Source organism: Methanosarcinales archaeon (assembly GCA_014859725.1).
Lineage (GTDB): Archaea > Halobacteriota > Methanosarcinia > Methanosarcinales > Methanocomedenaceae > Kmv04.
In genome coordinates this window covers 1-23,782 of the sequence record JACUTQ010000011.1, presented here as the reverse complement: position 1 = coordinate 23,782, position 23,782 = coordinate 1, and the positions used below count along the sequence as shown (strand labels likewise).

At 43.6% G+C, this 23,782-nt stretch carries 27 protein-coding genes, 1 tRNA gene and 2 pseudogenes; 12 read left to right on the top strand and 18 right to left on the bottom strand.

Features of this window, described 5'->3' with window-relative positions; translation table 11 throughout:
• Nucleotides 1–50: 50 nt before the first annotated feature.
• Entirely contained in the window at nt 51–254 is a 204-nt protein-coding gene (locus IBX40_02030) for a hypothetical protein (protein ID MBE0523103.1), read from the bottom strand.
• Between the two features lie 168 nt (nt 255–422).
• On the opposite strand from IBX40_02030, the gene IBX40_02025 reads away from it, so the two are divergent.
• Entirely contained in the window at nt 423–821 is a 399-nt protein-coding gene (locus tag IBX40_02025; protein ID MBE0523102.1) for a hypothetical protein, read from the top strand.
• Nucleotides 822–837: 16 nt separating this feature from the next.
• On the opposite strand, the gene IBX40_02020 is transcribed toward IBX40_02025, so the two are convergent.
• From IBX40_02020 to IBX40_01960, 13 genes and pseudogenes are all read right to left on the bottom strand, one after another.
• Nucleotides 838–955, bottom strand: a tRNA-Ser gene (locus IBX40_02020).
• Nucleotides 956–1,116: 161 nt separating this feature from the next.
• The gene (locus IBX40_02015; GenBank protein MBE0523101.1) at nt 1,117–1,743 is read right to left on the bottom strand and encodes a radical SAM protein; all 627 of its coding nucleotides are present in this window, start codon (nt 1,741–1,743) and stop codon (nt 1,117–1,119) included.
• Between the two features lie 64 nt (nt 1,744–1,807).
• The gene (locus tag IBX40_02010) at nt 1,808–2,998 is read right to left on the bottom strand and encodes a geranylgeranyl reductase family protein (protein MBE0523100.1); all 1,191 of its coding nucleotides are present in this window, start codon (nt 2,996–2,998) and stop codon (nt 1,808–1,810) included.
• A gap of 111 nt (nt 2,999–3,109) precedes the next feature.
• Nucleotides 3,110–4,249, bottom strand: coding sequence for a sulfopyruvate decarboxylase subunit beta (gene comE, locus IBX40_02005; protein MBE0523099.1), 1,140 nt, complete (start codon nt 4,247–4,249; stop codon nt 3,110–3,112).
• Nucleotides 4,250–4,267: 18 nt separating this feature from the next.
• Nucleotides 4,268–5,560, bottom strand: a complete 1,293-nt coding sequence (locus IBX40_02000; GenBank protein ID MBE0523098.1) for a cysteate synthase — start codon at nt 5,558–5,560, stop codon at nt 4,268–4,270.
• A gap of 112 nt (nt 5,561–5,672) precedes the next feature.
• A complete protein-coding gene (locus IBX40_01995; protein ID MBE0523097.1) occupies nt 5,673–6,605 on the bottom strand; it encodes an ABC transporter substrate-binding protein in 933 nt (310 codons plus the stop codon).
• A gap of 18 nt (nt 6,606–6,623) precedes the next feature.
• Entirely contained in the window at nt 6,624–7,082 is a 459-nt protein-coding gene (locus IBX40_01990; GenBank protein ID MBE0523096.1) for a hypothetical protein, read from the bottom strand.
• A pseudogene (locus tag IBX40_01985) lies at nt 7,065–7,304 on the bottom strand (hypothetical protein). Before IBX40_01985 ends, IBX40_01990 begins: the two are co-directional and overlap by 18 nt.
• Nucleotides 7,285–7,899, bottom strand: coding sequence for a lactate utilization protein (locus IBX40_01980; GenBank protein MBE0523095.1), 615 nt, complete (start codon nt 7,897–7,899; stop codon nt 7,285–7,287). The pseudogene IBX40_01985 and the gene IBX40_01980 overlap by 20 nt, the downstream one beginning before the upstream one ends.
• Nucleotides 7,900–8,007: 108 nt before the next feature.
• Entirely contained in the window at nt 8,008–8,844 is an 837-nt protein-coding gene (locus IBX40_01975; GenBank protein MBE0523094.1) for a DNA-3-methyladenine glycosylase 2 family protein, read from the bottom strand.
• Between the two features lie 248 nt (nt 8,845–9,092).
• Entirely contained in the window at nt 9,093–10,481 is a 1,389-nt protein-coding gene (locus IBX40_01970; GenBank protein ID MBE0523093.1) for a hypothetical protein, read from the bottom strand.
• Nucleotides 10,478–11,302, bottom strand: coding sequence for a Ku protein (locus IBX40_01965; protein MBE0523092.1), 825 nt, complete (start codon nt 11,300–11,302; stop codon nt 10,478–10,480). Before IBX40_01965 ends, IBX40_01970 begins: the two co-directional genes overlap by 4 nt.
• Nucleotides 11,271–12,131: a DNA polymerase domain-containing protein gene (locus IBX40_01960; protein ID MBE0523091.1), complete on the bottom strand. Its 861-nt coding sequence runs from the start codon at nt 12,129–12,131 to the stop codon at nt 11,271–11,273. Before IBX40_01960 ends, IBX40_01965 begins: the two co-directional genes overlap by 32 nt.
• 327 nt (nt 12,132–12,458) lie before the next feature.
• Here IBX40_01960 and IBX40_01955 point away from each other — a divergent pair, with 327 nt between their 5' ends.
• From IBX40_01955 to IBX40_01935, 5 genes and pseudogenes are all read left to right on the top strand, one after another.
• Nucleotides 12,459–13,142 (top strand): hypothetical protein, encoded by a 684-nt coding sequence (locus IBX40_01955; GenBank protein ID MBE0523090.1) that lies wholly within the window; start codon nt 12,459–12,461, stop codon nt 13,140–13,142.
• The gene (locus IBX40_01950) at nt 13,143–13,526 is read left to right on the top strand and encodes a hypothetical protein (protein ID MBE0523089.1); all 384 of its coding nucleotides are present in this window, start codon (nt 13,143–13,145) and stop codon (nt 13,524–13,526) included.
• Nucleotides 13,527–13,535: 9 nt separating this feature from the next.
• Complete coding sequence (locus tag IBX40_01945; GenBank protein MBE0523088.1) at nt 13,536–14,048, top strand: GNAT family N-acetyltransferase; 513 nt, start codon at nt 13,536–13,538, stop codon at nt 14,046–14,048.
• A gap of 198 nt (nt 14,049–14,246) precedes the next feature.
• A pseudogene (locus IBX40_01940) lies at nt 14,247–14,464 on the top strand (peptide-methionine (R)-S-oxide reductase).
• A 28-nt stretch (nt 14,465–14,492) separates the two neighbouring features.
• A complete protein-coding gene (locus tag IBX40_01935) occupies nt 14,493–14,768 on the top strand; it encodes a type II toxin-antitoxin system MqsA family antitoxin (protein MBE0523087.1) in 276 nt (91 codons plus the stop codon).
• Between the two features lie 284 nt (nt 14,769–15,052).
• On the opposite strand, the gene IBX40_01930 is transcribed toward IBX40_01935, so the two are convergent.
• The gene (locus IBX40_01930) at nt 15,053–16,006 is read right to left on the bottom strand and encodes a 2-dehydropantoate 2-reductase (protein ID MBE0523086.1); all 954 of its coding nucleotides are present in this window, start codon (nt 16,004–16,006) and stop codon (nt 15,053–15,055) included.
• A 69-nt stretch (nt 16,007–16,075) separates the two neighbouring features.
• Between IBX40_01930 and IBX40_01925 the strand changes: the two genes are divergently transcribed.
• Nucleotides 16,076–18,433, top strand: a complete 2,358-nt coding sequence (locus IBX40_01925; GenBank protein ID MBE0523085.1) for a DEAD/DEAH box helicase — start codon at nt 16,076–16,078, stop codon at nt 18,431–18,433.
• Nucleotides 18,434–18,435: 2 nt separating this feature from the next.
• On the opposite strand, the gene IBX40_01920 is transcribed toward IBX40_01925, so the two are convergent.
• Complete coding sequence (locus tag IBX40_01920) at nt 18,436–18,912, bottom strand: hypothetical protein (GenBank protein MBE0523084.1); 477 nt, start codon at nt 18,910–18,912, stop codon at nt 18,436–18,438.
• A 115-nt stretch (nt 18,913–19,027) separates the two neighbouring features.
• Between IBX40_01920 and IBX40_01915 the strand changes: the two genes are divergently transcribed.
• The 5 genes from IBX40_01915 to ahbC all read left to right on the top strand — a co-directional run bounded on the left by IBX40_01915 (nt 19,028) and on the right by ahbC (nt 22,782).
• On the top strand, nt 19,028–19,297 hold the full coding sequence (locus IBX40_01915; GenBank protein ID MBE0523083.1) for a UPF0147 family protein: 270 nt from the start codon (nt 19,028–19,030) through the stop codon (nt 19,295–19,297).
• A gap of 429 nt (nt 19,298–19,726) precedes the next feature.
• The gene (gene cobA, locus IBX40_01910; protein ID MBE0523082.1) at nt 19,727–20,488 is read left to right on the top strand and encodes a uroporphyrinogen-III C-methyltransferase; all 762 of its coding nucleotides are present in this window, start codon (nt 19,727–19,729) and stop codon (nt 20,486–20,488) included.
• 6 nt (nt 20,489–20,494) lie between these two features.
• Entirely contained in the window at nt 20,495–21,292 is a 798-nt protein-coding gene (locus IBX40_01905; protein MBE0523081.1) for a uroporphyrinogen-III synthase, read from the top strand.
• Entirely contained in the window at nt 21,292–21,561 is a 270-nt protein-coding gene (locus IBX40_01900) for a hypothetical protein (GenBank protein ID MBE0523080.1), read from the top strand. Before IBX40_01905 ends, IBX40_01900 begins: the two co-directional genes overlap by 1 nt.
• Before the next feature lie 21 nt (nt 21,562–21,582).
• Nucleotides 21,583–22,782 (top strand): 12,18-didecarboxysiroheme deacetylase, encoded by a 1,200-nt coding sequence (ahbC, locus tag IBX40_01895; GenBank protein ID MBE0523079.1) that lies wholly within the window; start codon nt 21,583–21,585, stop codon nt 22,780–22,782.
• Nucleotides 22,783–22,784: 2 nt separating this feature from the next.
• Here the strand turns inward: ahbC and larB are convergent, their stop codons facing one another.
• On the bottom strand, nt 22,785–23,561 hold the full coding sequence (gene larB, locus IBX40_01890; protein MBE0523078.1) for a nickel pincer cofactor biosynthesis protein LarB: 777 nt from the start codon (nt 23,559–23,561) through the stop codon (nt 22,785–22,787).
• Nucleotides 23,562–23,570: 9 nt separating this feature from the next.
• Nucleotides 23,571–23,708 carry a hypothetical protein gene (locus IBX40_01885; GenBank protein MBE0523077.1) on the bottom strand — a complete coding sequence of 46 codons (138 nt, stop codon included), beginning with the start codon at nt 23,706–23,708 and terminating at the stop codon, nt 23,571–23,573.
• Nucleotides 23,709–23,782: the final 74 nt, after the last annotated feature.

Here is a 23,782-nt window from a genome sequence, read left to right as displayed (position 1 = left end):
TATTAATGGAATGATTATGAGTTAGGAATCGGGTGGGTCTGTTCAGAGTGTTAGCCCCCTACTTCTCTGGCTCTCCTACCGTCCCCTCTCACCTTCACTCTGGCGGGCGCCCGTCCTAATCTGCTCCGCCCGCCCTTGTGGTGTGGGGGGCTGGCAGGCGCATTTCGATTGAATCGGTGGTTTGGGAATGTGAAGTTAGATGTTATGTCGGTAAGTGCCGAAGCAGCTTGAAATATATTTTTAACATTATTCAAATGGTTCCAGCCCCCATCCATTCTTCGGCTCTACAGTATGTCTATCATGTCTCAATTCTTTCGACATCTCCCCACCTCAATAATCCAAAATTTAGCAAAGTTATTAAATTGTATGCAAAAGCAAGATGAAAGTATTTATGAAAATTACTAAATTAATTTTGTGAATAATTGATACAATATATAATATCATTATGCTTGTCAACCCGGAATCAACCAGACGCAAGCGTCGAAGAAAACATAAAACCCTTGCAGATCATCTTCCAGAAGCCTGTCCGCAAGTTAAGAGCAAATCCCGAATACATCGACAGGGCCAGAAGCAAAACACTCATAGGCAACCTCACAGGCAAACACGTTGCCGGTTCCCTGGGAGGGGCAGCTGCAACAATAGCAGTACCTAACGCCATGCAGCTCAAGGGCTGGAACGATGTAATGGCCAGCAGTGCTGTATCCATAGGCGGCGGTATTGCTCTCAAGCAGATGGATGAGGGCGCAGGAGATGCGTTCATCCTCACAGGACTGGGCGTGACCGATCTCACGAAAAAGCAGCTGAAGAGAACTACCGTGTAAGAATAAATAGAAGAAGCGCCGGGGTTGGGATTCGAACCCAAGTGTACCTGAAGATACAACAGGTCTCGAGCCTGCCGCATATAGACTCCAAAGAGTCACGGCTCCGTTGGATTAGTCCGCTCTGCCACCCCGGCATGGTTGACAGGATTGATTATACTGGCGGAGAACGACTTTAAGTTTCTGGATGAAAACGGGTAGGTTAGTGAAAAGTATCGAGTCTGAGATTTCGAAGCAAGAGCGAAGAAATTGAAGATAAAAAAATTGCTTAGCAATTTTCGAGCATTAGCCGTATTATTTAACGTATTTCCGGCCCGCCGTATCGCCTGATCTTAAATTCTGCCCCGATCTCATCAGCTATCTCACGGCATTTTTCAACGTCCACCGGCGGCAGATCAAGTACTGTGAACCGTAACGTGATCCCCTCTTTTACCACATCCCTGGCAAAATCCTTCACTGACTGGTAGGCATTCTTGTACAGCCTTGGCCTCACCAGTTCATTATAGGTTTTTTCATCATGGGTGTTCAGACTGATAGATATCTCATCGACACCTGCTTTTTTAAGTTCATGCGCTACTTCACGGTTGGGATATTGAAGCCTGGCATGTCCGATGGTATCGATCCTCACCACCACATCCCTGGCCTTCAACCATCTTGTTATCTCCAATACATCGTCCAGCCTGGACAAAGGCTCCCCAAGACCGGTAAACACCACTTCATCAAATGTTGAAAGATCGAACAGACCCAATTCTTCGATAACTTCTTTAACATCCGGTTCTCTGGATAACATTAGATTATAACCATACACCCCATTTCCATAGTTCTTGATACAGAAAATACAGTTGCAGGTACATCTATTGGTAATATTCAGATACAGATTCCCATGTCCAGGATAAGCAATTGTGTCAGAGTTTTGTTCGTTCATCAGTGTCACTTTTTGGTTTAGCTCTCTCCTATTAACAGTATGCTTGCAAGCACTATTAAGGTTATTACCTTATACCGGCATTGAAACTGGTAAGCAGCTTCTTAACTGTTTCGGGCAGGCGGCCTCGCTGTAATGCCTTCATCTGGTCCGGTGTTATCATCTTCATGGCCGTACTCATCATTGGATCTGACCTCATGAGCCCGTCCATTAATTTTTTGACATAGACCGAGGTCTTGATCTCAAGCCCCATCTGTTCCCGCCACAGGGTATCATACTCACTAAGCTGGCGTTTGCCTGATACTGCATCAGCTGCCGTTTCCCCTGCTATCTTACCCCCTACCATGGCAGTGGGTATGCCGCCGCCGTTGGTAGCAATCAGGTGTCCGGCCGCATCCCCGCAGATCATGATATTTCCTTCCACTGTACTGGATGGTGCACCTCCCACTGGCACGATACCGCTGATTACCGCAGTGATCTTAGTATCTTCCAGCATGGGCGCAGCCCTTGGATGCTCATACATGAACCTGTGCAGGTAATCCTGGACAGAAACACCGGGCTCGCACAGGGGACGCCTGATACCCACACCGATATTGGCAGTATCCCCGCCCTGGCTGATTATCCAGCCGTAACCGCCTGGTGCATAATCCCTGCCAAAGTACATCTCTACCGCATCATGGTCAATATCCACTCCCACCAGTTCGTATTCCAGTGCCGTGGCCCGGCCCATCTCATCATTTCGGTCTATCAGACCTGCTGTCTTTGCAGCCAATGAAGTGGGACCATCTGCTCCTATTATTATGCTACCTTTGATATTGTATTCCCCTAATACACCGCGAACAGCCACGGTATCACCTTGTATGGAATCAGCCCTGGTACTTACCATCAGGTCAGCACCGGATTTGACCGCTTCCCTGGCCAGATGTTTATCAAACCTGCTTCTATCCAGTACATCTGCTTCCACTACAAATTCCTTGGGATCCAGGTTGGGAGATATGAACCTGTGGATATGAGTGGATGTGTGTATAACGCTGGTTGGGATTTTCTCCAATGTGGACGGCAGTTCAGCACTGGGTAAGAGCTCTTGCAGTTCTTCATAATGGGGCAGGAATCCGCCGCACTGAATAGGTGAACCAAGATCTTTTTTCTTGTCGATAAGCAGCACACTTGCGCCGTTCTCTGCCGCATATTTGGCAGCAGTGGAACCGGCAGGACCTGCTCCGATCACGATAATGTCATAGGATTCTTCAGGTGTCATAATTGTATCTCATAATGGTTGATAACAGGATACATGGACAAAATAGACTTAACATTGACTATATTACATTTAATCCAGTTCCAGTACAGTGGGCAATTAATAACTTCAATGCTAATCCAACAATGCGTCCATGAACCTATCTTTAATCTTGACCGGAGCCAGTGGGATCTCTTCCACAACTTCATTGACAGGTCTGACCACTGTTTCTATCAATACCGGACCGGGCATATCTTTGAGCTTTTTATAAGCAGCCAGCAATTCATCTTCATTGTGGACCTTTATCGTATACTGTATACCATGACCTCTGGCCAGGACTTCCATGTCATTACATCCACAAGCCAATGTCTCCTGATTACCTGTGGAACCGTATGCTCCATTGTTAATAGCAATTATGGTCAGATTCGACGGCCACTGGGCTGTAATTTGTGTAAGAGCATTAGGATTCATTAACAGGCTGCCGTCCCCGTCAATCACTACCACATGTTTGTCCTGCGCCATTGCCAGACCAAGCCCTATAGCAGATACAAGACCCATTGAACCCAGCATATAGAAATTCAATGGCCTGTCCCTGATATGGTACAGCTCCTTGCTTGGAATTCCCAGGTTGGAAACTATTATTTCACCATCAATAACAGACATCAGGGATTCTATTGCCTGGTACCTTGTAATAGTTGGAATGCTGATCCGGGATGTGATCTCAATATTGCAGACCCTGGATAGAATTTCTTTTGGTGCAGGTGGAAAGAGACATTCAGATTCTTCCCAGACCGAGGGCAGTATCAGAGCCACATGAGGATGGTTGTTCTCAAATGCGTCAGAAATAACATGGTCCAGTAATTCCAGTTTTGGATATGAGTCTATGATAGTGTATTTGATATTTGAAGCTTTAAGTATTCCAGGCAGGGCCTGACCCAGCGGGATCTGTGCAGGTATTTTTTCTTTATATATACCTCTCCAGCTTGCTATTATGGGTAAGGGTATCCCGTATGTCACATTAAGGGATAACAGGGCATTTAGCATATTGCCCAGACCTGTGCTCTGGATGACCATGATGGGACGTTTGCCCCCAAGGTAAAAACCGGCACAAATACCGACTCCGTTTTCCTCCCGGGTCATTTTGACAGTCTTAAAATCCCTGTCAATAAGCGGCAGCAGTCTCTTCATCCGGTCACAGGGTAGGGTAGCGGCCAGATCGATATGCTGGTCCTTTAATATTTCTATTACCTGCTCCTCAGGGAATGATCCGTTCATGATAAAACTAAGCTTTCATTAAAGAAATAACGGTTCAATATCTGCTTCCAGGGAGTCGAACTGTACTTGTGGTTTAATCTTGGAGAGAGTGTAATCTTCTTTCAACCGCTTGAAACCCCCGCCTGTGATATTTAGCAGTATGTGATCATCCCTGCCAATGTTACTATTTTCAACAGCTTTTACCAGAGAGGATACTGCCACACCGGCCGGTGTTACGATGTCAATACCTTCCAATGTTTCGAACAGCTTCCTTGAAGTCTCAGCTTCTGAATTCCGGATACCGTATACATTTCCGTCTGTGGCGGTAAGGGCATCGAACACACCGCCGGGAACTGAATAGGGAGGTTTCCGGTTGGACAGCACGTCGGCACACATCTGGCTGATCTGTTGTTTAGGATATGGCATATCCAGGTCTTCGATGATCTCGCGGCGGTGGTTCTGCCATGCACTGAACATGGGAGCAAAAGGCATGTTCTGGGACAGGTGCAGTCTGGGCAACCTGCTGCCGAAGCGACCATCTCCCTGCAGGCGGATGGAGGCTTCCCAGGCAGCTATACCCCCGGTTCCGCTGCCAATGGCCTGGAAATAATGATCCGGCAACCTGCCCATGGTAACGGTCCCGTCCAGCATCACGGTACCCATGCCGTCCCGCCGGGCTACGTTACGGGCGCCCCCTTCAGGGGTCATACCAGGCAGGGCCGCAATCCTGTCTGCCAGCTGTATGGCATCGGTATAATCGCAGGTATTAGCCATGGAGATAAAATGGATATTATCGGTGGGTACTTCAGGCAGCCACATCTTATCTAAACCGCTTCCCGGTACGACTATATAGAGATCGATATCTGAGCCGGTGGCTGCATGAGAAAAAGCCCTGGCCGTGTTGCCTGCAGAGGCCAGCACCAGGTTCTTTTTTCCCAGCTCGCGTAGTCGCTGCATGGTGGGGTGGGCTTCCAGTTCTTTGAAACTGCAGGTCAGGATACGGGCATCTCTCTCAGGCCAGTACCCGTTGAACCCGATATACAGGTTGGAAAGACCAAGTTCCCGGGCAAGTCCGGTACTCTTGTAGGTGATGGGGCCTGCATCGGTGGTAAGCGGTTTAGAAATAGGCAGCCAGTCATGGAACCTGCCCACTCCGCTGTAATTGTGAAGATTTAGCTGTTTTGCCGAATATCTTGTCCTCAAAAGACTGCTGTCATTAGAACAGGTAAGACTATCATCATCAAATCCGGTGCCGCATTGTACACATTCTATAATGAATTTGGAATGTTCAGGTGCTGTATGTTGAAGTGTGACCTGATCCGAAGAATTCATATTTTATAGGTCTGATATACAAGTATTTATTGTTTTCCAGAGAATGGTTCATAATTGTCCTTAATGTATAAACTTCAGGTAATAATTTGATTTAAAGGAGAATAAAATATAATTACATATAATGTGGGGGCTCAGAATGTATCTTTTGGATAATTGAAGTATCAAAGATATCATTTTCCTTCAAATGCTTTCCAATATAATCCAGATTCCTGAGCACGGGCACGAATGCCATTGAAGAAACAATATATTCCCTGGGAAGGCTTGCGCAGTATTTTGGAGATATAGCATATGTCTGTTTAATAAAATCGATATCCACCACCTGGACAAGTTCAGACACCAACCCTGCTGCACGGTCTGGATGGTCCCGAATCAGATTTGAAGCCTCTTCGTGCAGCCGCAGGAAACCTTCCACTAGCCATGGCTCTTTTTGCAGCAGATCATGGCTTACAATAATGCCATAACTGGGGTTCCATGGCCAGAGTTTAGAAGGCGGTATGAGCACCCTGGCCCCGCTGGATTGAGCTGCTGATACAGATAAGGGTGGTGTGCCAATAGCTGCATCTATCTCTCCATCAGCCAGGGCATCTGGTATGAAATCTGCCCAGGAAAAATTCTTTACATTAATGGAATCTGTCAACCCTACAGTTTTTATCAGGTCGCGGATGATCACATCATGGATTGAGCCCGAGGGGGGACAACCGATGATGCCACCTTTGAACTGCTCAAGTACGGCAGCTGCATCTTCTCCCAGCTCTTCGAGGGATTTAGTGCTCGGCGGACCGATCATTATTGTGCCCTCTACATGCCCTCCCCCAACACTTATTATGGGGACGCCCCTGTCAATTCCCATCATCACTGGTGGCAGTCCGATATAGCCAATATCCACTTCACTCTTTGAGAAAGCCTCCACAATGGCAGGGCCGCCGCCGAACATGCTCCACCGTACCGTTACATCCAGGTGATCTTCCAACCATCCGGTGCCCATAAGAATGAATGAGGTATGGTAAAAAGTAGAAAGATGTCCGATACGCAGAATTTTTTTCATCATTACATGTATTCTGAATTATGATTTCTGGACTTCAATTTCGTTTCGCCTGCTGTGCCAGATCAGAATCCCATTCTGGAATTTTTGATATTCACCTGAATCATTTACCTGTACTTTTGATATCGGAAGCCCTAGTTGCCCATTGGCTCCTCCCACCTTATGCCATTCATTCCTGAACCTGCCTGTTAATTCGAAGGCACCTTTATCAGAATACCAGTACATATCTCCGGATTGGAACTGCTGGCAAAGGACTTTACCTATAGCCTTAGCATTGTCAACAGGATACCCTAACATACCATGTACTGCTCCTGACTTTCTCCAGCTGGCAAGAATAGGATCTCGGACGATATGACCTCCAAAGAGGGGACTGTAATATATGGACCCTCCAAGGAAATCGCAATAACTACAACCTTTCCCAAGATCAATGGTATCAGAAACAGGAAGACCAAGCTCACTGACCTCGTACCCGATACTCATATACGTTGATTCTACACCCCCACTAACGACAAATGCTCCCGATCCTGCACTCCAGTAGATCGTCCCATGCTGGAACCTCTGATACAGACCATCACCTTTATGGGTCCTTCTACTGCCATTACCGGGGCTACCAAGCGCCCCCTCCTCTCCACCAAGCGAATTCCATTTCTCTGTTATTTCCTTGTTGATAGTATCACACTCCCTAAAATCCCAGTTTTTCAGGTACCAGGATCAATTTAAGGTTTCTATGAGAATCCATTTCAAATTTGAGTATTAATAGTTTTCCGATAACACTTCCAGAATATCCCTCGCTTTTCATCCTGGCATCTTCCCGTGGAAAGACATACTCTTCCACCCGCTGTATGGCATCGGCCAGAGTGGGTACGATCTTCTGGGTCCCGGCGACCCATATTACATTCCTGCTGGTATACGCATAGGATGGAAGCTGGCTGCCGGTGGCACTTGCAAAAACCAGTTCGCCCGTCTCTGAAATGGCGTGGATGCTCCCCAGGAAATATTCTGACAGCACGCTTTGTGCCCGGAGTTCTGCCTGTCTGGCCTCATCCTTTTCAGCCATGATCTTATCCTTCAGGTTGTTCCAGGGATGGTTCCCTGATTTCAAAAGATCAATAAATCCGATCTCCTGCAGGGTCTCTGAGCCACCGGTCATGACACGTGCCCCGGCAGGAATGAGATTTTGTACCATTATTAAAGCATCGTCTTTACTGCTTACATATTCGATGTGAATATTCCGGCTTTCCGCTGCCTGTTTTGTTCGTTCTACTGATTCATCCGAAGCTAACGTTTCATATTCCATGCTATTAACTCCCCCATATTCGTGGCTAAAGAAGATTTTGGAAATATATTGATCTTCTACTCTTAAACAAAAGATAGTTGGAGTAATAATTAACATTTTCTGTAAGCCTTAACACACAGGAAGTCCGGGGTCGTCGGCAATCCTGGAATAATACAGATATTGTTGAGCATACCCGGCATAATGTCCGAAATAATCGCGGGCAAATTCTCCAATAATACTGTTCATCCTGTTCTTAGGTCCTTTTAGGTATTGGTTATAATGTTCATCCATTATGGAAAGAATATGGGTATCAGCAGGAAAAGCTCCCATCTTATCATAAGCAAACAGCAAAACACAATCAGCAATTTTTACCCCAATGCCCCTTATTCCCATTAACATCTCCCTGGCCTGCTTATAATCCAGGCTGAAAAGTGTTTCCATATCAAGATCTCCCGCTTCAACCCGCCGTGCAACTTCTAATATATTCACTGCACGAAAACCAAGTTTGGTTTTCCTGAGTTGGGACTCGGTGGTTTGTGCCAGTGTTTGGGCAGTAGGGAATGAATAATACCCACCAAGGTCTTCCCCGTATGATCTGCAAAGATTGGAAATTGAATCCTTGATATTTGGTATGGACTTGCAGCTGGACGCCATGTAGGATATGAGGCATTCCCAGGGTTCCTGCCTGATTAACCTTAATCCACGGAAACGTTGAATTAGCTCATCCATGATAGGATCCTTATTTATCTGAGAATAGATGTCCTGCATATCATCATCCAGCCGGAAATAGTGGATTATCCTGTCCCGAGTGAGGTCAGAATCGACTATAAGCACTTCAGCTTTCTGTCTTGCTATTACAATATGGCCTCCTACTACACCAATCCACCCCTCATCGCTGCGCTGCCACCTGAATACCTGGCCGCAGTCCAATGTATAATCCAGGTTGAAATCTTCTGTTTTAATTATCGTACTCAAATGATAAGCCTCAATTAACCATCTTATTTATATAAACTATATAGTTTTGTTGATTTCTATATATTTGTACCATCGCAATTATCAATAATGTACTAATAATCTCCGGACATCCCCGGGCGGGTAACCAGAATAGTTCTTGCTGAAATACCCATATACCTCAACAGAATCATCCAGGAATCCCTTCACCTTTCCAGAAATCATAGCTCCAGCCCATGGTCCCGATATGGAGTTTATCCATCTCAATCACCTGCCTTAAAGAACAGCCAGTTGTTCTCACCAGCCTTTTTAAATCTCACCAGCACATACCTGCCATCCAGCCGATCCCCTTTCATCAGGATCTCGATCTTGTTGTCATCCCACACAAGGGGCTCGTAGAATCCTTTGTCCCAGATCTTCACGGTCCCTGCTCCATACTGTCCTTCAGGGATGGTTCCTTCAAAGGTGCCGTACTCCAATGGATGGTCCTCCACCTGGACAGCCAGGTGTTTTTCTCCCGGCGATTCAGGGGGACCTTTGGGAACAGCCCAGCTTTTCAGTACCCCATCCTTCTCCAGCCGCAGGTCATAGTGAAGCCTGCGGGCATGATGTTCATGGATCACGAATGATTTGCCGATGGTCTGGTTTCCACTGGCTGCAGGCTCAGGGGTCTTGCTGAAATCCCGTTTCACAGTGTATTCCTTTAAAGGTAGTCCTATCTGGTCGATGGTGCATTCCTGAGGCTGCTTGTCCTCCCTGAGACCCTTGAATACAGGAATGCACAGCCTTCCTTCCCTGGTCAATGTCTGATAGCTCACCGCACATACAATGCGGGGCTGTACCCAGACGACCTCCCGGTCTTCATCCACACCCTCAAGGGTCTTTTCCTCTACCTGCAGTTCATCCAGTTTCTGTATCAGATCTTCCATAAAATGCTGTGTAAATCCGGTCCCCACTTTCCCCATAAATACCGGTTCTGAATTATCATACAATCCCAGGATCAACGACCCAAAGGTCTTTTTCCTGCTCCCTTCACCCCTGGTGTACCCGAAGATAACACAATCACTTGTTTTGATCTTCTTGATCTTCAGCCAGTTTTCGCTTCTTTTCCCTGGCTCATACGGGCTTTGTTTCTTTTTGGCCATTATCCCTTCAACTCCTTTTTCCAAAGCTGCATGGAAGTATGTTTCACCGGTCTCTTCAACAAAGAGTGAAAGCACGACATATTTTCCTTCCTGTACCGATTCCTTTAATATTCTCTTTCTTTCCACAAGGGATTCATTGATCACAGGTTGATTGTTTTTTTCCAGGATATCAAAGACAACATATGTGGCCGGGTATTTTTTGGCCATGTACTCAATATCCCTTGCTGACGTTTTCTGGTTCCTCTCGATAAGGGTCTGGAAGTCTGCCCGGGCCTCGTTCATGATAATGATCTCACCGTCCAGGACGGTACCGCCAGCCAGTTCACTCAGCTCTTCCAATTCCGGAAAATTACTGATAAGCTCTTTGTGGTTCCGGCTTTTAATGCTGAGGTCATCACCGACATAACTGATGGCCCGTATACCGTCCCATTTGACCTCAAATATCCAGTCCCGGGACGTAAATGGTTCTTGTGCAGACCTGGCAAGCATGGGTTTATAGGATGTCATTTACCTAGTTGTTTTATGGTTTCCTGAAGGGCGACCATCAATTCCCTGACCTCTTCCTGCTTGGGTGCTTCTGCCACCACTACTTCACCCTTCATCTTCTTCTCGATCAGCTCTTCCAGTTTGTCCCGGTAAGCGTCCCTGTATTCGGTAATATCAAATTCCCCGGACAGGTCCTCGATGATCTTCACAGCCAGCTCAAGCTCTTTCTTCCCGGGTTTTTTAAGTTCTTTTAGCTCTTCCATATCCTGGGGGTCCACCACTTCATAGGCATACCGCAGCGTGGTCAATACCAGTGCATTGTTGTAGACATGCAGCACTACCGGATACTCCTTGGTCTTCATTGTGACCCTGCCCATCCCGGCCTTGCCCTGTTGCTGGATAACCGTCATTAACAGGCTATACGCATCCTCGCTCTTATCAGGGACCATGATATAGGATTTTTCAAAATAAATGGGATCAATTGAGAGCAGGCTGACAAATTTATCCAGCCGGATCCTGGTATCTGATTCGGGCCTGATGGCTTCCAGTTCTTCTTTTAGAATGACCACGAACTCGTTCTTCCGGATCTCGTACCCTTTTACCGTATCCTTCCACTCCACCACCTTGTTATCCTTAACGCAGACCCTTTCATACTTCAATGGCTGACCGTCCTCGTTATGCAACGTCCTGAAGGAAAATGCCTGGTCGCGGATCATGGTAAAGAGCCTGACCGGCACATTGACCAGCCCGATACTTATACTGCCGCTCCAGATCGGCCTTGTTGAAGGTTTTGCTGTTTCCTTTGACATCTCACCCCACATCCAGTGTCTGTCTGTGTTCAAATAATCCATCCCAGGGACGGGAATTCCTCTTTAATACAGTAAATATGTTGAACTCCTCTGGTCTTAATCCTTTCTTAAGTTCGATCCATTCCAGAGGTGTTGACACGGTGGCTTGTGGTTCTGCCCGCAGGCTGTAGGGTGCTATCATGGTCTTGCCTTTGATATTCTGCATAAAATCTATGAAGACCGTTCCCGGGTCCCTGGACTGGGAGAACTCGGAAACGACCATATCTGATTCCCTGGCCAGGTGCTTGCCGAATTCATGAACGAATTCCCAGGTCTGCCTGAAATTGTACCCGCCGGTAATGGGCAGTACTATGTGCAGTCCTTTCTTGCCAGAAGTCTTGATAAATGACGTGAACTGTAAATCATCCAGTTTTTCTTTGATCGTCAGGGCCACCTCCACAGCATCATCAAATCCGGCTGGAGGTTCAGGGTCTATGTCAAAATAGACCAGGTCAGGGGTATCATACGCATCAATTGTTGAAAGGGGGATGTTGATCTCAATGGCTGCCAGGTTTGCCATAAAAAGAAGTGTATCCAGTTCATTGCATACGATATAGTTCAATTCCCGCTGTGCTGTCTTTGAATAGGTGTTGAAGGTCTCCAACCATGATGGCAAGCCTGATGGAGAGTATTTTTCATAAAATCCCTCATTATGTATTCCATTGGGAAACCTGTTCAGGACAACAGCCCTGTTTTTGAGGAATTCCAGCATTATGGGAGCGATCCTGATGTAATACTCGATGAGCTGGGATTTTTTTATTTTTAATTCTGGATATAGTACCTTCTCCAGATTCGTGAAGGATACCTTTGTGAGAGGTTCCATAAGTAATGGATTAAATTACGATGTATTAAATCCATTATGGTTGTTGAGATTGTGTTTATGGTAAATGTTGACATTGCTTTTCTTTTCCATACAAACAAAAATATTCCGCAAGTTATATAGCCATGATCAAAGGAAGATAAGGCAGGATATTAAAATACAGAATGGAGTGTTCTCTGAGCAGCAAGTTGCTATGGAATTGTTACCATGGTTGGGGACTGAGAAATATCCAATAAGGAATTGAATTGGTAAAAAACAAATATTAATAAAGGTTAATAAGGGGCTACTACAAATAATATATCATTGAATAAAAATTCGTTGGATATGCCTATGTCGTTAATCATTGATAATTTAAGTATTTCATATAAATTCTTAGCACCGCATCCTTTTGATGAAAAATTATTCATTAAAAAAATTGAAGATTTATTCACTTATAAAGCCGATGTTCTAGCTGTAAATATTGATGATAGTGGCCATGTTACTTCACAACCTAAACCAGTGTATGTTACAAAAGATGGCACTAGTGAGTTGAATTTTAATCCAGAAATTGGTATAATCGGGATAAAAGGAGACGATTTTGATGAAGTCACTTCCTATTTGGATAATATAAAAAAACTACTTGAAACTGAAATGGAAGTGGATTTTAATAACGATATTGAATATTTAGAATTACTAAGCAAAGGAAGGTATAAAGGAAAATATCAGCCACTTGATACTTTAAATAAATATCATTCAATAAATAAATCGATTTTTAGTAACCTCTTTGATAATGAAAATGTAATTAACATGGAAATTAGAGTTTGTAATGAAACTAATTTAAAAAATAGGAAAAACATTAGAAAATTGCAGAATTGGTTTGACATTAAGGTATTCCCATTCATTATTAATCCGAATTTTTATGCTTATGATTTAGTGTATAGAAAATCTAATCTTGAAGAAGTTGAAATATTTTGGTCAAAATTAGAAGATAAAATAAAGAATCTGTTTATTGAACTCGAAAGGGAAGTATCTTAGATGAATACAGGCTTTGATGTATATAATGGAGATTTTGACACCTCTTTTAGTGGAAATAGTCAGTTTTATGAAATAACTGAAAATCAATTTTTGAATTCAACAGGAACAACCATTTCAGTGAAAGATTCAGAAATAGATACAACTCGATATGTTGATGATGAAGTTGAATTATCAGAAAAAATATTGGAAATAAAATCAGAATATACCCAAAGAACAAGTACTACTGGTTTTGTTGATACGTTATTACCAAAGTCAATACCACTGATTAAGGGAATAGGAGCTCTAGAATTTATTAAAGAACTAGAGAATTTAGAATATTCAGAAGATATTAAAGAGTTCTATAAAGGTAGTCGAGAACTTGTCAAGAAATTGAATTTTTTATAATGTAGGAAAATGGTCGTTGACTTATCCTCTCTTATTGTAAAGAAATTAGATGACAATGTAGATTCATCCCAATTCAAATGTAAGTCCCAGGAGATCCAAGATTTTTTTACAGAATATGCTCTGGTTTTCCAGAATAAATCATTGGGAGTCTCATATATTGTTTACAATAATTCTAAAATGGTTGGTTTTTTTACAATATCAATGGACAGTCTAAGAATAAAAAAAATAAAAACTGACGATCAGATTGGATATGCACATATTGATTATTACCCTTCTATAAAGATTGGTCAATTATGTGTTGATATAGACTATGAAAACCAAGGAATTGGGCCATTTATGCTAAATGTTATTTGCGGAATTGGGATGGAATTTTCTGAAAAAATTGGCTGTAGATTTCTTTCGGTGAATACTTTACCTTCAGCGCAAACCTGGTATGAAAAACATGGATTTACTCCGTTGAAAGACCAAAAAGGTAGAGAAAAGTTAAGCTATTATTTGGATATTTCAAAATTAGAACAATAATTTTATTTTCTATTTTTCAAAAAAGAGACCAATTCAATTATTTTTGAGTTTAATCCTGAGCATCCATTAAGATGCATCGGATTTGAGCGTAGCGAAATCCGGCATCTTTGACTGGATAGCTTGTTTATGCTCCCAAAAGTTCACAAAATCCTATACTACTTCTAAGGCTGGGAATATAATGAAAATTTTTCCAAAGGGGTGTATGCATGTAAGTATTGTGATGCAATATTATATCGGTCAAAGGATATATTTCAATCCAGTTGCGTCTGGCCCAGTTTTGATGATGATATATTGGGGGCTGTAACAAAAGTTCCTGATAAGGAGGCATCAGGACTGAGATGGTCTGTGCTCATTGTGAAGGGCATCTTGGACAAGTCTTCACCGGAGAAGGTATGCCAAACTTAAAAATCGAATAGAAGAATTAGTCGTGAGGAAGTTGCAATAGTGCTATATAACCAAGCATGGCCTAAACCAGATAGATGTAGTTTCTGCAAAGGCAAATTAATTAAAGTAAAAACCGAATTTGTCGTCAAAGTAGAAAAGGAAATCCTTACTGTAAAAGATGTACCTGCGTATATTTGCAATGAGTGCAATGAGGCTTACTTTACTTCTGAAATTTCTGAAAAAATAGATGTTATTATGGAAAAATTCCATAAATCAACTTTACTCGTCCACCCAATAGCAGCTGGCGAAGTTAGTTTAAATGAAGCAATTGCATGACAAATTGTAAGAATAAAAAATAAGTGGATAAACGTTTCATTTAATTTCAATTAATTCGTTCATACTAATTTCGGATGTTGAGATGCAGAGTTTCAGACTGTAATTGGGATCAGCCCACAGTTATGGGTTTGCGGCAGGCCTTCTTCAACTACGCAATCGCCCTTGCATATCCTTTGCTCTTGAATGTCACATTACTGCGAGGTAGAAAGTGACATTTCCCACCTCGATAGAAGAACATCAAATTATGCTAATAAAAATATCATTAAAACTGTGTGAAAGTTTTATTACACTTCCACCAATCCCTCCCTGGCCTTTACGATCCTGACAATAGCACAATTATAAGGCGTCTCTATACCTTGTTCAGCCCCCAACTTCACCACCGCCCCGTTGATATGATCTATCTCTGTCCTCTTGCCACGCATAATATCCTGCAGCATAGAAGATCTATGTTCCCTGGTAGGAGGCAGCTGCCTGGTCCATAATATGTTCAGGTACTCGCCAGGTGAAGTGAAACCCAGGTCAATGCCTGTTGCTCTGGCTACCTGGAATGCTTCAGAGATCATCTGCTCAACAAGCCACCTGGCATGGGGATTATCAGCAATTTGGCCGTATGGTACCTGAAAAATGGCTGACAGGGGATTTAATGCAATATTGTACAGCGCTTTATGCCAGATATCCCGCATGATATTATTAGAAGTCCTGGCCGGGATGCCGGCACAATCCAGCATGTGAGCTATGGCCTCTACTCTTGGGGTGAGTGTACCGTCCATCTCTCCCACCAAAGCTTCGGATGCGATCACAGTAACCTCCACACAGCCGGGTCCGGACAGGATGGCACCGAAAATGGCCATTGCTCCTACGGCTTTTTTTTTGCCCACAATTCCGGCCAGTGTTTCGATATTTCCCAGCCCATTCTGCATTGACACTACAATGGTATCCGGTCCAACCATTGGAAGTGATTCTCTTGCTGCAGAGGCAGTATCAAATGACTTGACAGTTAAGAACACAATATCCTGGAATTCCTTGGGAGGAAAAGTGGTGCTATCTATATCTTTTACCAAATGATCCCCCCAGATACCTTTGATGTGCAGGCCATGGTTCTTGATATGATCCATGTGGGACCTGCGGCCTATCAAGGTCACCTTATGCCCGTTAAGGGCAAGCATTCCCCCGATCACAGAACCTATGGCCCCGGCTCCCATTACTGCAATTCGGGTCTGCTTTTTGAAAAGTTTCATGTTAAGCAAAAGTTCCAGTATTGATTAAATAAATAGCGTTTTATGGGGGTAGCATATACATTATCCCAGATGGAACCTCAAACAAAAACACAGGTATCAACTGAGGAACTTACCGAATTTATTACCCATCCCCTGATAAAACCCGATACCGTAGAGAAACGGATGTACCAGATCAACCTTACTGCAGCTGCACTTAAGGAATCCACGCTCGCGGTATTACCTACAGGATTGGGAAAAACCATTATTGCACTGTTGGTCATTGCTCAGAGGCTGAATGAGAAACAGGGGAAGGTGCTCATCCTGTCCCCGACCAAGCCTCTGGTGGAACAGCATGCATCATTCTTGAAAAAGGTCATGACCCTTCCCCAGGATGATATTGTGGTATTCACAGGCAGCATCCCTCCCTCCAAAAGAACAGCATTATGGGAAAAGTCCACTATCATTGTGTCAACACCCCAGGTGATCGAGAACGACCTGCTCTCACGCAGGATCGACCTTAAAGATGTGGTCCATATTACCTTTGATGAGGCCCACAGGGCAGTAGGTCATTACGCCTACGTCCACATTGCAGAGAAATACCAGTTACAGGCAAAAGACCCGCTGATACTGGGAATAACAGCAAGTCCGGGATCCAGTACTGAAAAGATCGATGAAGTATGCCATAACCTTTCAATATCCCATGTCCAGGTCAGGACCGATACTGATCCTGATGTGAGACCTTATATTCATTATAGGGACCTCGAATGGCGGAAGATTACTGTTCCAGTTGAAATCCAGGAGTTGAAGGTAACTATGGAACTGGTTTTGAATAATAGGCTCGACCAATTGGCTAAACTTGGATGTGTAGATTCTAATCAGAAATATCCAAATAAACGGGAGCTATTAGACCTTCAATCAAGATTACAGGGCAAACTGATACGCGGACCTGATCATAGGGTCTTTAAGGCTGTGTCCCTGGTAGCTGAGGTCTTCAAGGTGAGCCATGCTATGGAGATCGCTGAGACCCAGGGACCTGACGCTCTGGCAAAATATTTTGAACGCCTGGAACATGAAGCAAATTCAAAATCCGGAAGCAAAGCATCCCGAAGGCTGATGGATGATGTGAATATGCGCCAGGCCATGCATGCATTGAAAGAAATGGAAGTTGTGCATCCCAAGCTGGAAGCTGTGAAGGAGATCGTTTCTGACCAGCTAAAGGAAAACCCGGATTCCAGGGTGATTGTATTTACTAATTACCGGGACACATCAGAACTGGTGACAAATAGTCTGGAAGAGATTGAAAATGTACGGCCTGTCAGGTTTGTGGGTCAAGCCAGCAAATACAAGGATACAGGTCTTACCCAAAAACAGCAGGTAGAAATCATTGATAAGTTCAAATCCGGGGAATATAACACCCTGGTGGCTACGTCTGTGGCTGAGGAGGGTTTAGACATCCCTGCTACTGACCTGGTGGTGTTTTTTGAACCCGTACCCTCTGAGATAAGGAGCATACAGCGAAAAGGAAGGACAGGGCGCGCCCATGCTGGTAAAGTAATGGTGCTCATGGCCAAGGGCACCAAGGACGAGGCATATTACTGGAGCAGCCAGCGTAAGGAGAAAAACATGAACGATCGGATGCGCCAGTTCAGTAAACCTGGCCAGGCTGTGAAAAAGCCAGATATTCTAGATGCAAATAATACCACAGATGCGACTGAAGCTGAAAGTGTTGCAGCAAAACAAAAACAAATATCAGAATTCAGAGAAGAATTCTCAGAAGAATTCCCGGAGTCCCCTGACAAAGTGTTGCAGATCTATGTGGACCACCGTGAGATAAGATCAGGTGTAGCACGCGCATTAGAAGCAGCAGGGATTCAGGTTATCATGAAAACTCTGGAAGTGGGAGATTATGTAATAAGTGATAAGGTGGCTATCGAGCGTAAGACAGATATGGACTTTCTGGATTCTATTATTGATAAGAGCAGGAATATTTTTTCCCAGATCTCTGACCTCTCGAAAGCCTATGACCGACCCGTGCTTTTAATAGAAGGCGAAAACCTGTACACGGGCAGGCAGATACACCCCAATGCCATTAGAGGGGTACTGGTCTCCATAGCAACTGATTTCGGGGTGCCTATAATTAATACCAGGGATGAAGAAGATACAGCCGCCTTTCTCTATGTAATGGTTAAGCGGGAACAGGAAGAAAATAATCGCTCAATCAGCCTACATGGCAGAAAGACAGCCCAGACCTTAAAGGAACAGCAGGAGTATATTATTTCGTCCATATCAAATATCGGACCAGTCGCGGCACGAAAATTGCTGCGTCATTTTGGATGCGTTGAAGCGATCATGAAAGCTGATCATGAACAATTGCTGGAAGTAGATTCAATAGGGCCCAAGACTGCCCAGCGTATCAGAGAAGTTGTAGGCAGCCAGTATAAAGGATGATTTTATTTCAAATTATCCAAAGCTTTGGTACCTGATTCAATAGCTTCTATTTGCTGTTTTATTCTGCTAAGGTCTGTTTCGCGCTGGAGGTCAAGACTTAATTGAACAATTTTATTAATAAGGGTTTTTTTAATAAATTCAGAGGTTTCTGATGACATTGCATCTGGTTGGATCCCCGTAGATGCGTTGGAATGAATATTGGGAGTTATTTGGGAAGTTATTGGAATTTCATTGACAGGCGGGATTGATATTTGAGGATGAGACTGTTCTATTGTAGATTCTTTTAGTATTTCGATTTCTTTTTGTTTCTTTTCATCTTTATTTGAATTAGAATCACAGATCGGGCATATAACTTTGCCTTTAAACCTGAAAAGAGGGACCCCACATTCACAATGCTGTGCCAGCATGGTTCCGCCCTGTTCTAAAAATTTACTTATTTTTTCCAGTTTGATATCTTCTTCATTGTTAGCCAATTGCATCACCGAAAATGTTTCATACAATATAAGTAATATACACACTTAAAAGAAGCGCTAGTTTTCTTAAAATGATTGTAATATTTCATACACATTTTATCAAATTTAGGAGAGGATGAAAATGCCGGTTGATTCAGAAAATATAATAAAACAATGCATGGAAGTTGTTGATCGAATTACTAATGACGATTCTGTACCAAAAAACATCAGACGTTCTGCAGATGAAATTAAGAATATACTGTATAAAAAAGAAAACACACCAGCCTTTAAAGCTGCTTTAAGTATCAGAATTTTAGACGATATAAGTACTGACCAAAATTTGCCATTGCATACCAGAACACTGATATGGAATTTAGCTGGGCAACTTGAAACAATACCGGTTGATGAGTAGCTTGACTTTGTCAGATTATTAAGTATCATTTGCCGATTCTTCTCAACTATTAAAACATTTATATACTATTGTATTAATACTACCTTTTTTGAGAGGATTTAGCATGAATTTATTTAACACCGATTTTCGTCAAGTGTTTATATCTCATAATTGAACCCTGGTCAGGATATCCATTCAAAGCGAAGTCTCTTATTGCCCAACCATGGTATGGGATACGATTTCTGAAAAACATCATTTGATTTGAAAATAGGTGTTGTTGCCTTCTTCTTCATTTTAATTATAATCTCATTGCCAACCACTTCTCCATTACATCTACAGTTGATGAAATCGGAAAAGATAGTCTTTGGAGCACCCCTCTCAGGAAAGTATATCATACTATCAGAACGATAAGAAAAACAAAATTTTCCTTAAGAAAACTGAGACATTCTTATGAAAGGCACAAAATCCGGCAAAGTATATCTGGTTGGCAGCGGCCCCGGCGATCCCGACCTGCTCACCATAAAGGCACGCAGGCTCATTGACGAGGCTGAAGTTATCGTATATGACCAGCTTCCAGGAAAAAAGATCATAGCTAGTATGCCTAAAGGTGCCGAAAAGATCGATGTCGGAAAATATGCAGGCAGCCATACCCTGAAACAGGACCAGATAAACCAGGTGCTGGTGGATAAAGCCAAAGAGGGAAAGAAGGTTGTCAGGTTGAAAGGCGGCGACCCTTACGTGTTCGGACGGGGCGGGGAAGAAGCACAGGTGCTGGTTAGAGAAGGCATCGAAGTGGAAGTTGTGCCAGGGATTACATCGGCCATTGCAGCACCAGCTTATGCAGGCATACCTGTGACCCATAGGGATCATGCCAGCATGGTGACCTTTATAACAGGACATGAAGACCCAACAAAAGATGATTCAGCCCTTGATTGGGATGCACTTGCTCGTTTTAGCGGGACCATAGTGATATTGATGGGCGTCAGCATGCTGCCTCGGAATGTCAATGAATTATTGCACCACGGCAAAGATCCCAATACTCTGGTAGCTTTGATAGAAAGGGGTACAAGGCCGGACCAGAGAACTACGGTGGGTACTCTTAAAAATATTGTAGATCTGGCCAAAGAGAGGGGTGTCAAGGCCCCTGCCATTACCATTATTGGCGGTGTGGTCGGCCTGCATGATGAACTGGGTGAACAAAAAGTCCAGTAGGTTATTATGGCAAATCCACATCCATTGATCGCTATAATGAGGCCTAAGCGGTATGAGGCAGAATCCATTCATATTTGCCAGGCAGCAGGTTTTGAAGTTATTTCGGCTCCATTGATAGAGATATTGGACAAAAAAGATGAGTATTTTGATGGTTTTGTTAAAAGGGTGCTGGCCGGGCAATCAGATATCGTGATCTTTACCAGTGCCAACGGGATCGATCATACCCTGGATAAAATAACAGACCGGGAAGAGTTCATACAGGCGTTAAACCGCTGTAAGACCATTGCAATTGGTCCAAAGACCGGGGAAGCTGCACAAAACAAAGGAATTACTATTTCATTTGTTCCCCAATCATACAGTTCAGAGGGTTTAGTGAAAGCTATAGCACCGGACGTGAAGGGTAAAGTGGTTGACATAGCCAGGAGTTCCCATGGTGCGCTTATTCTTGTAGAGGGGCTGGAAAACGCAGGGGCTGAAGTGTTTGAGACCCAGGTCTATGAGATCGCAAGACCAAAAAGAAATGCACAACAGGAGGAACTGATACAGGCATTAATTGAAAATAAAGTGGATGCTATTGCATTTACCAGTTCAATGATGGTTAAAAACCTGTTCGAACTGGCCTCTGAAATGGATGTCCTGGATAAGCTCACAAAAGCATTAAATTTTCATAAACTTATTGTGGCAGCTATTGGTGATCCAACATCTATAACATTAGATATATATAATCTACAAGTTAATATTATCTCTAAGGAGTATACCTTTGAGGCACTCATTAACGAAGTACAAAAGGAATTTGATATTTAATGAGCAATCTTTTTATTGAAGATGATGCTGTACAGTTCATAAAAGATGAATTGGCCAAAACTGAAAAAAAAGCGGTGCGTATATTTTTATCAGGTGGAGGATGCTGCCCCAGACTTGAGATAAGACCCACGGACCGCGCACTTTCAGGTGATGTCACATACAATAAATATGACATCACTTTTCACATAGAAAAGGACCTTGTGATGTATTCATCATCCATCAATGTACGATTCAATGAAAAAAGAGGATTACTTATACATCTTACATAAAAACAAAATGGAGATTTTCAATTGATAGGTATTTCAAAATTATATTGCGGGACAGTTGAGCCGTCAGATGCGCTCAGGTATGGCCGGGAATCAGGCAAACTTCCCTCACATTTATTGCAGTTCTCAAAAGATAAAAAACCAGTAGTGGTCTGGAACATGGGCAGGCGATGCAACCTCCACTGTGTACACTGCTATGCCCAATCCCAGGATATTGAGTATAAGGATGAACTGACCACCCGGCAGGGTAAAGACCTGATAGATGACCTGGCAGATTTCGGTTCTCCTGTGATTTTATTCTCAGGCGGTGAACCCCTGATGCGAAAAGACCTCCCTGAACTGGCCCAATATGCCACATCAAAGGGTATGCGGGCTGTTATTTCCACCAACGGGACCCTGATCGATGAAAATATGGCAAAAGTCTTAAAAGAGATCGGCCTTTCATATGTTGGTGTTTCTCTGGACGGGATGAGGGAGACCAATGATAAGTTCAGGGGCATGAAAGGTGCATTTGATGCGGCACTGCAGGGTATGCGCTACTGCAAGAAAGAAGGTATCAAGGTAGGATTGCGACTTACTATTAATAAAAAGAATGCTGCTGATATCCCGGCCATATTTGACCTGCTTGAAGAGGAAGGCATCCCTAGAGTATGCTTCTATCACCTGGTCTATGCAGGTAGGGGGTCAAAGCTGGTGGAAGAAGACCTGACACATGAAGAGAGCCGTAAGGTGCTTGATCTGATAATGGATAGGACAAAAGCAATGCATGACAAAGGCTTCCCAATGGAAGTGCTGACCGTGGATAACCACTGCGATGGTCCCTATGTCTATTTCCGGTTATTGGAGGAGGATCCCGAGCGTGCGGCCGATGTTTATGAACTTCTCATGATGAACCAGGGTAATTCAACTGGTATCGGTATCGGATGCGTGTCATGGGATGGTTCGGTCCATGCAGACCAGTTCTGGAGACATTATTCCTTTGGCAACGTCAAGGAAAGGAAGTTCAGCGAGATCTGGACAGATACAAACGACGAATTAATGGCTGGCCTCAAAAACCGGAAGCCTCTCATAAAAGCCAATGCAGACAGGTGTGCCAGGTGCAAATGGTTCGATATCTGCAACGGTAATTTCCGGGTACGAGCAGAAGCTATTTACGATAATGTATGGGCCGATGATCCAGCCTGCTATCTTACTAAAGAAGAAATTGGGTACGACGAGGGATAGCCTCAATTTTCATTTTTCTTTCGCTCAGCTGCAAGTATGTTGGCAATTCTGGCAGCATAGGCTCCGGCTACAAACCCGGCATCGATATTAACTACGGTCAGCACAGAGCAGGACTGCAGCATGGTATACAATGCTGAAAGCCCGTTACCACCTGCTCCGTATCCTGATGAGACCGGGACTCCAATTACCGGAACATCTACGATCCCTGATATGATGGTCGGCAATGTCCCTTCCCTGCCGGCAGCTACAACAATGGCATCCACGCCTGATTCGATCATTTCTCCAAGGTGCGGAAAAAGCCTGTGGATCCCGGCAGCCCCAACATCATAAATAGTATGGACTGTAACCCCCATCTCCTCTGCAATGATCCTTGCCTCCTCAGCGACCGGTATATCCACGGTCCCGGCAGTGATGATACCAATGGCACCACCTGTCTTTTGAGGCTTTGTCCCATCCTTTCTCAGAATAGCTACCCTGGCATTTTGGTGCCATTGGACAGGATATTTTCCTTTTAGGGTATCCAGTTGTTCATCTGAGACCCTTGTCAGTATGGCCCTACCTTCATATTCCAGATGTTCCTCAGCAATTTGTACCAGGTCACCAGGTTCTTTTCCTTCGCAAAAAATAGCTTCAGGTATACCTGTGCGTTTCATTCTATGAGGGTCGATATTTGATATCTTGCTTAACGTATCGATATTATGGATCTTAATCTGTCCGCAAGCTTCGTCAATATCCACTTCCCCGTTTTTTACCTTCTCAAGAAGATGTTTCAAATCCATGATTTATTATCATTCTTCCTTCTTTCTTTGAGATACTAAAGAATTTCGCATCTCTTTTACTTCTTTGATTATATCTGACATTTCTGCCAACTCAAATTCTTTCATGAGATGTTCAAAAAAAATCTCATCTGAGCTACTATGCCCCATAGAGATTGTCGGAAAAGTTCATATCATATTTAAAATTAATACACTGTATCCATTCAAATTCTCGTTGAACATAA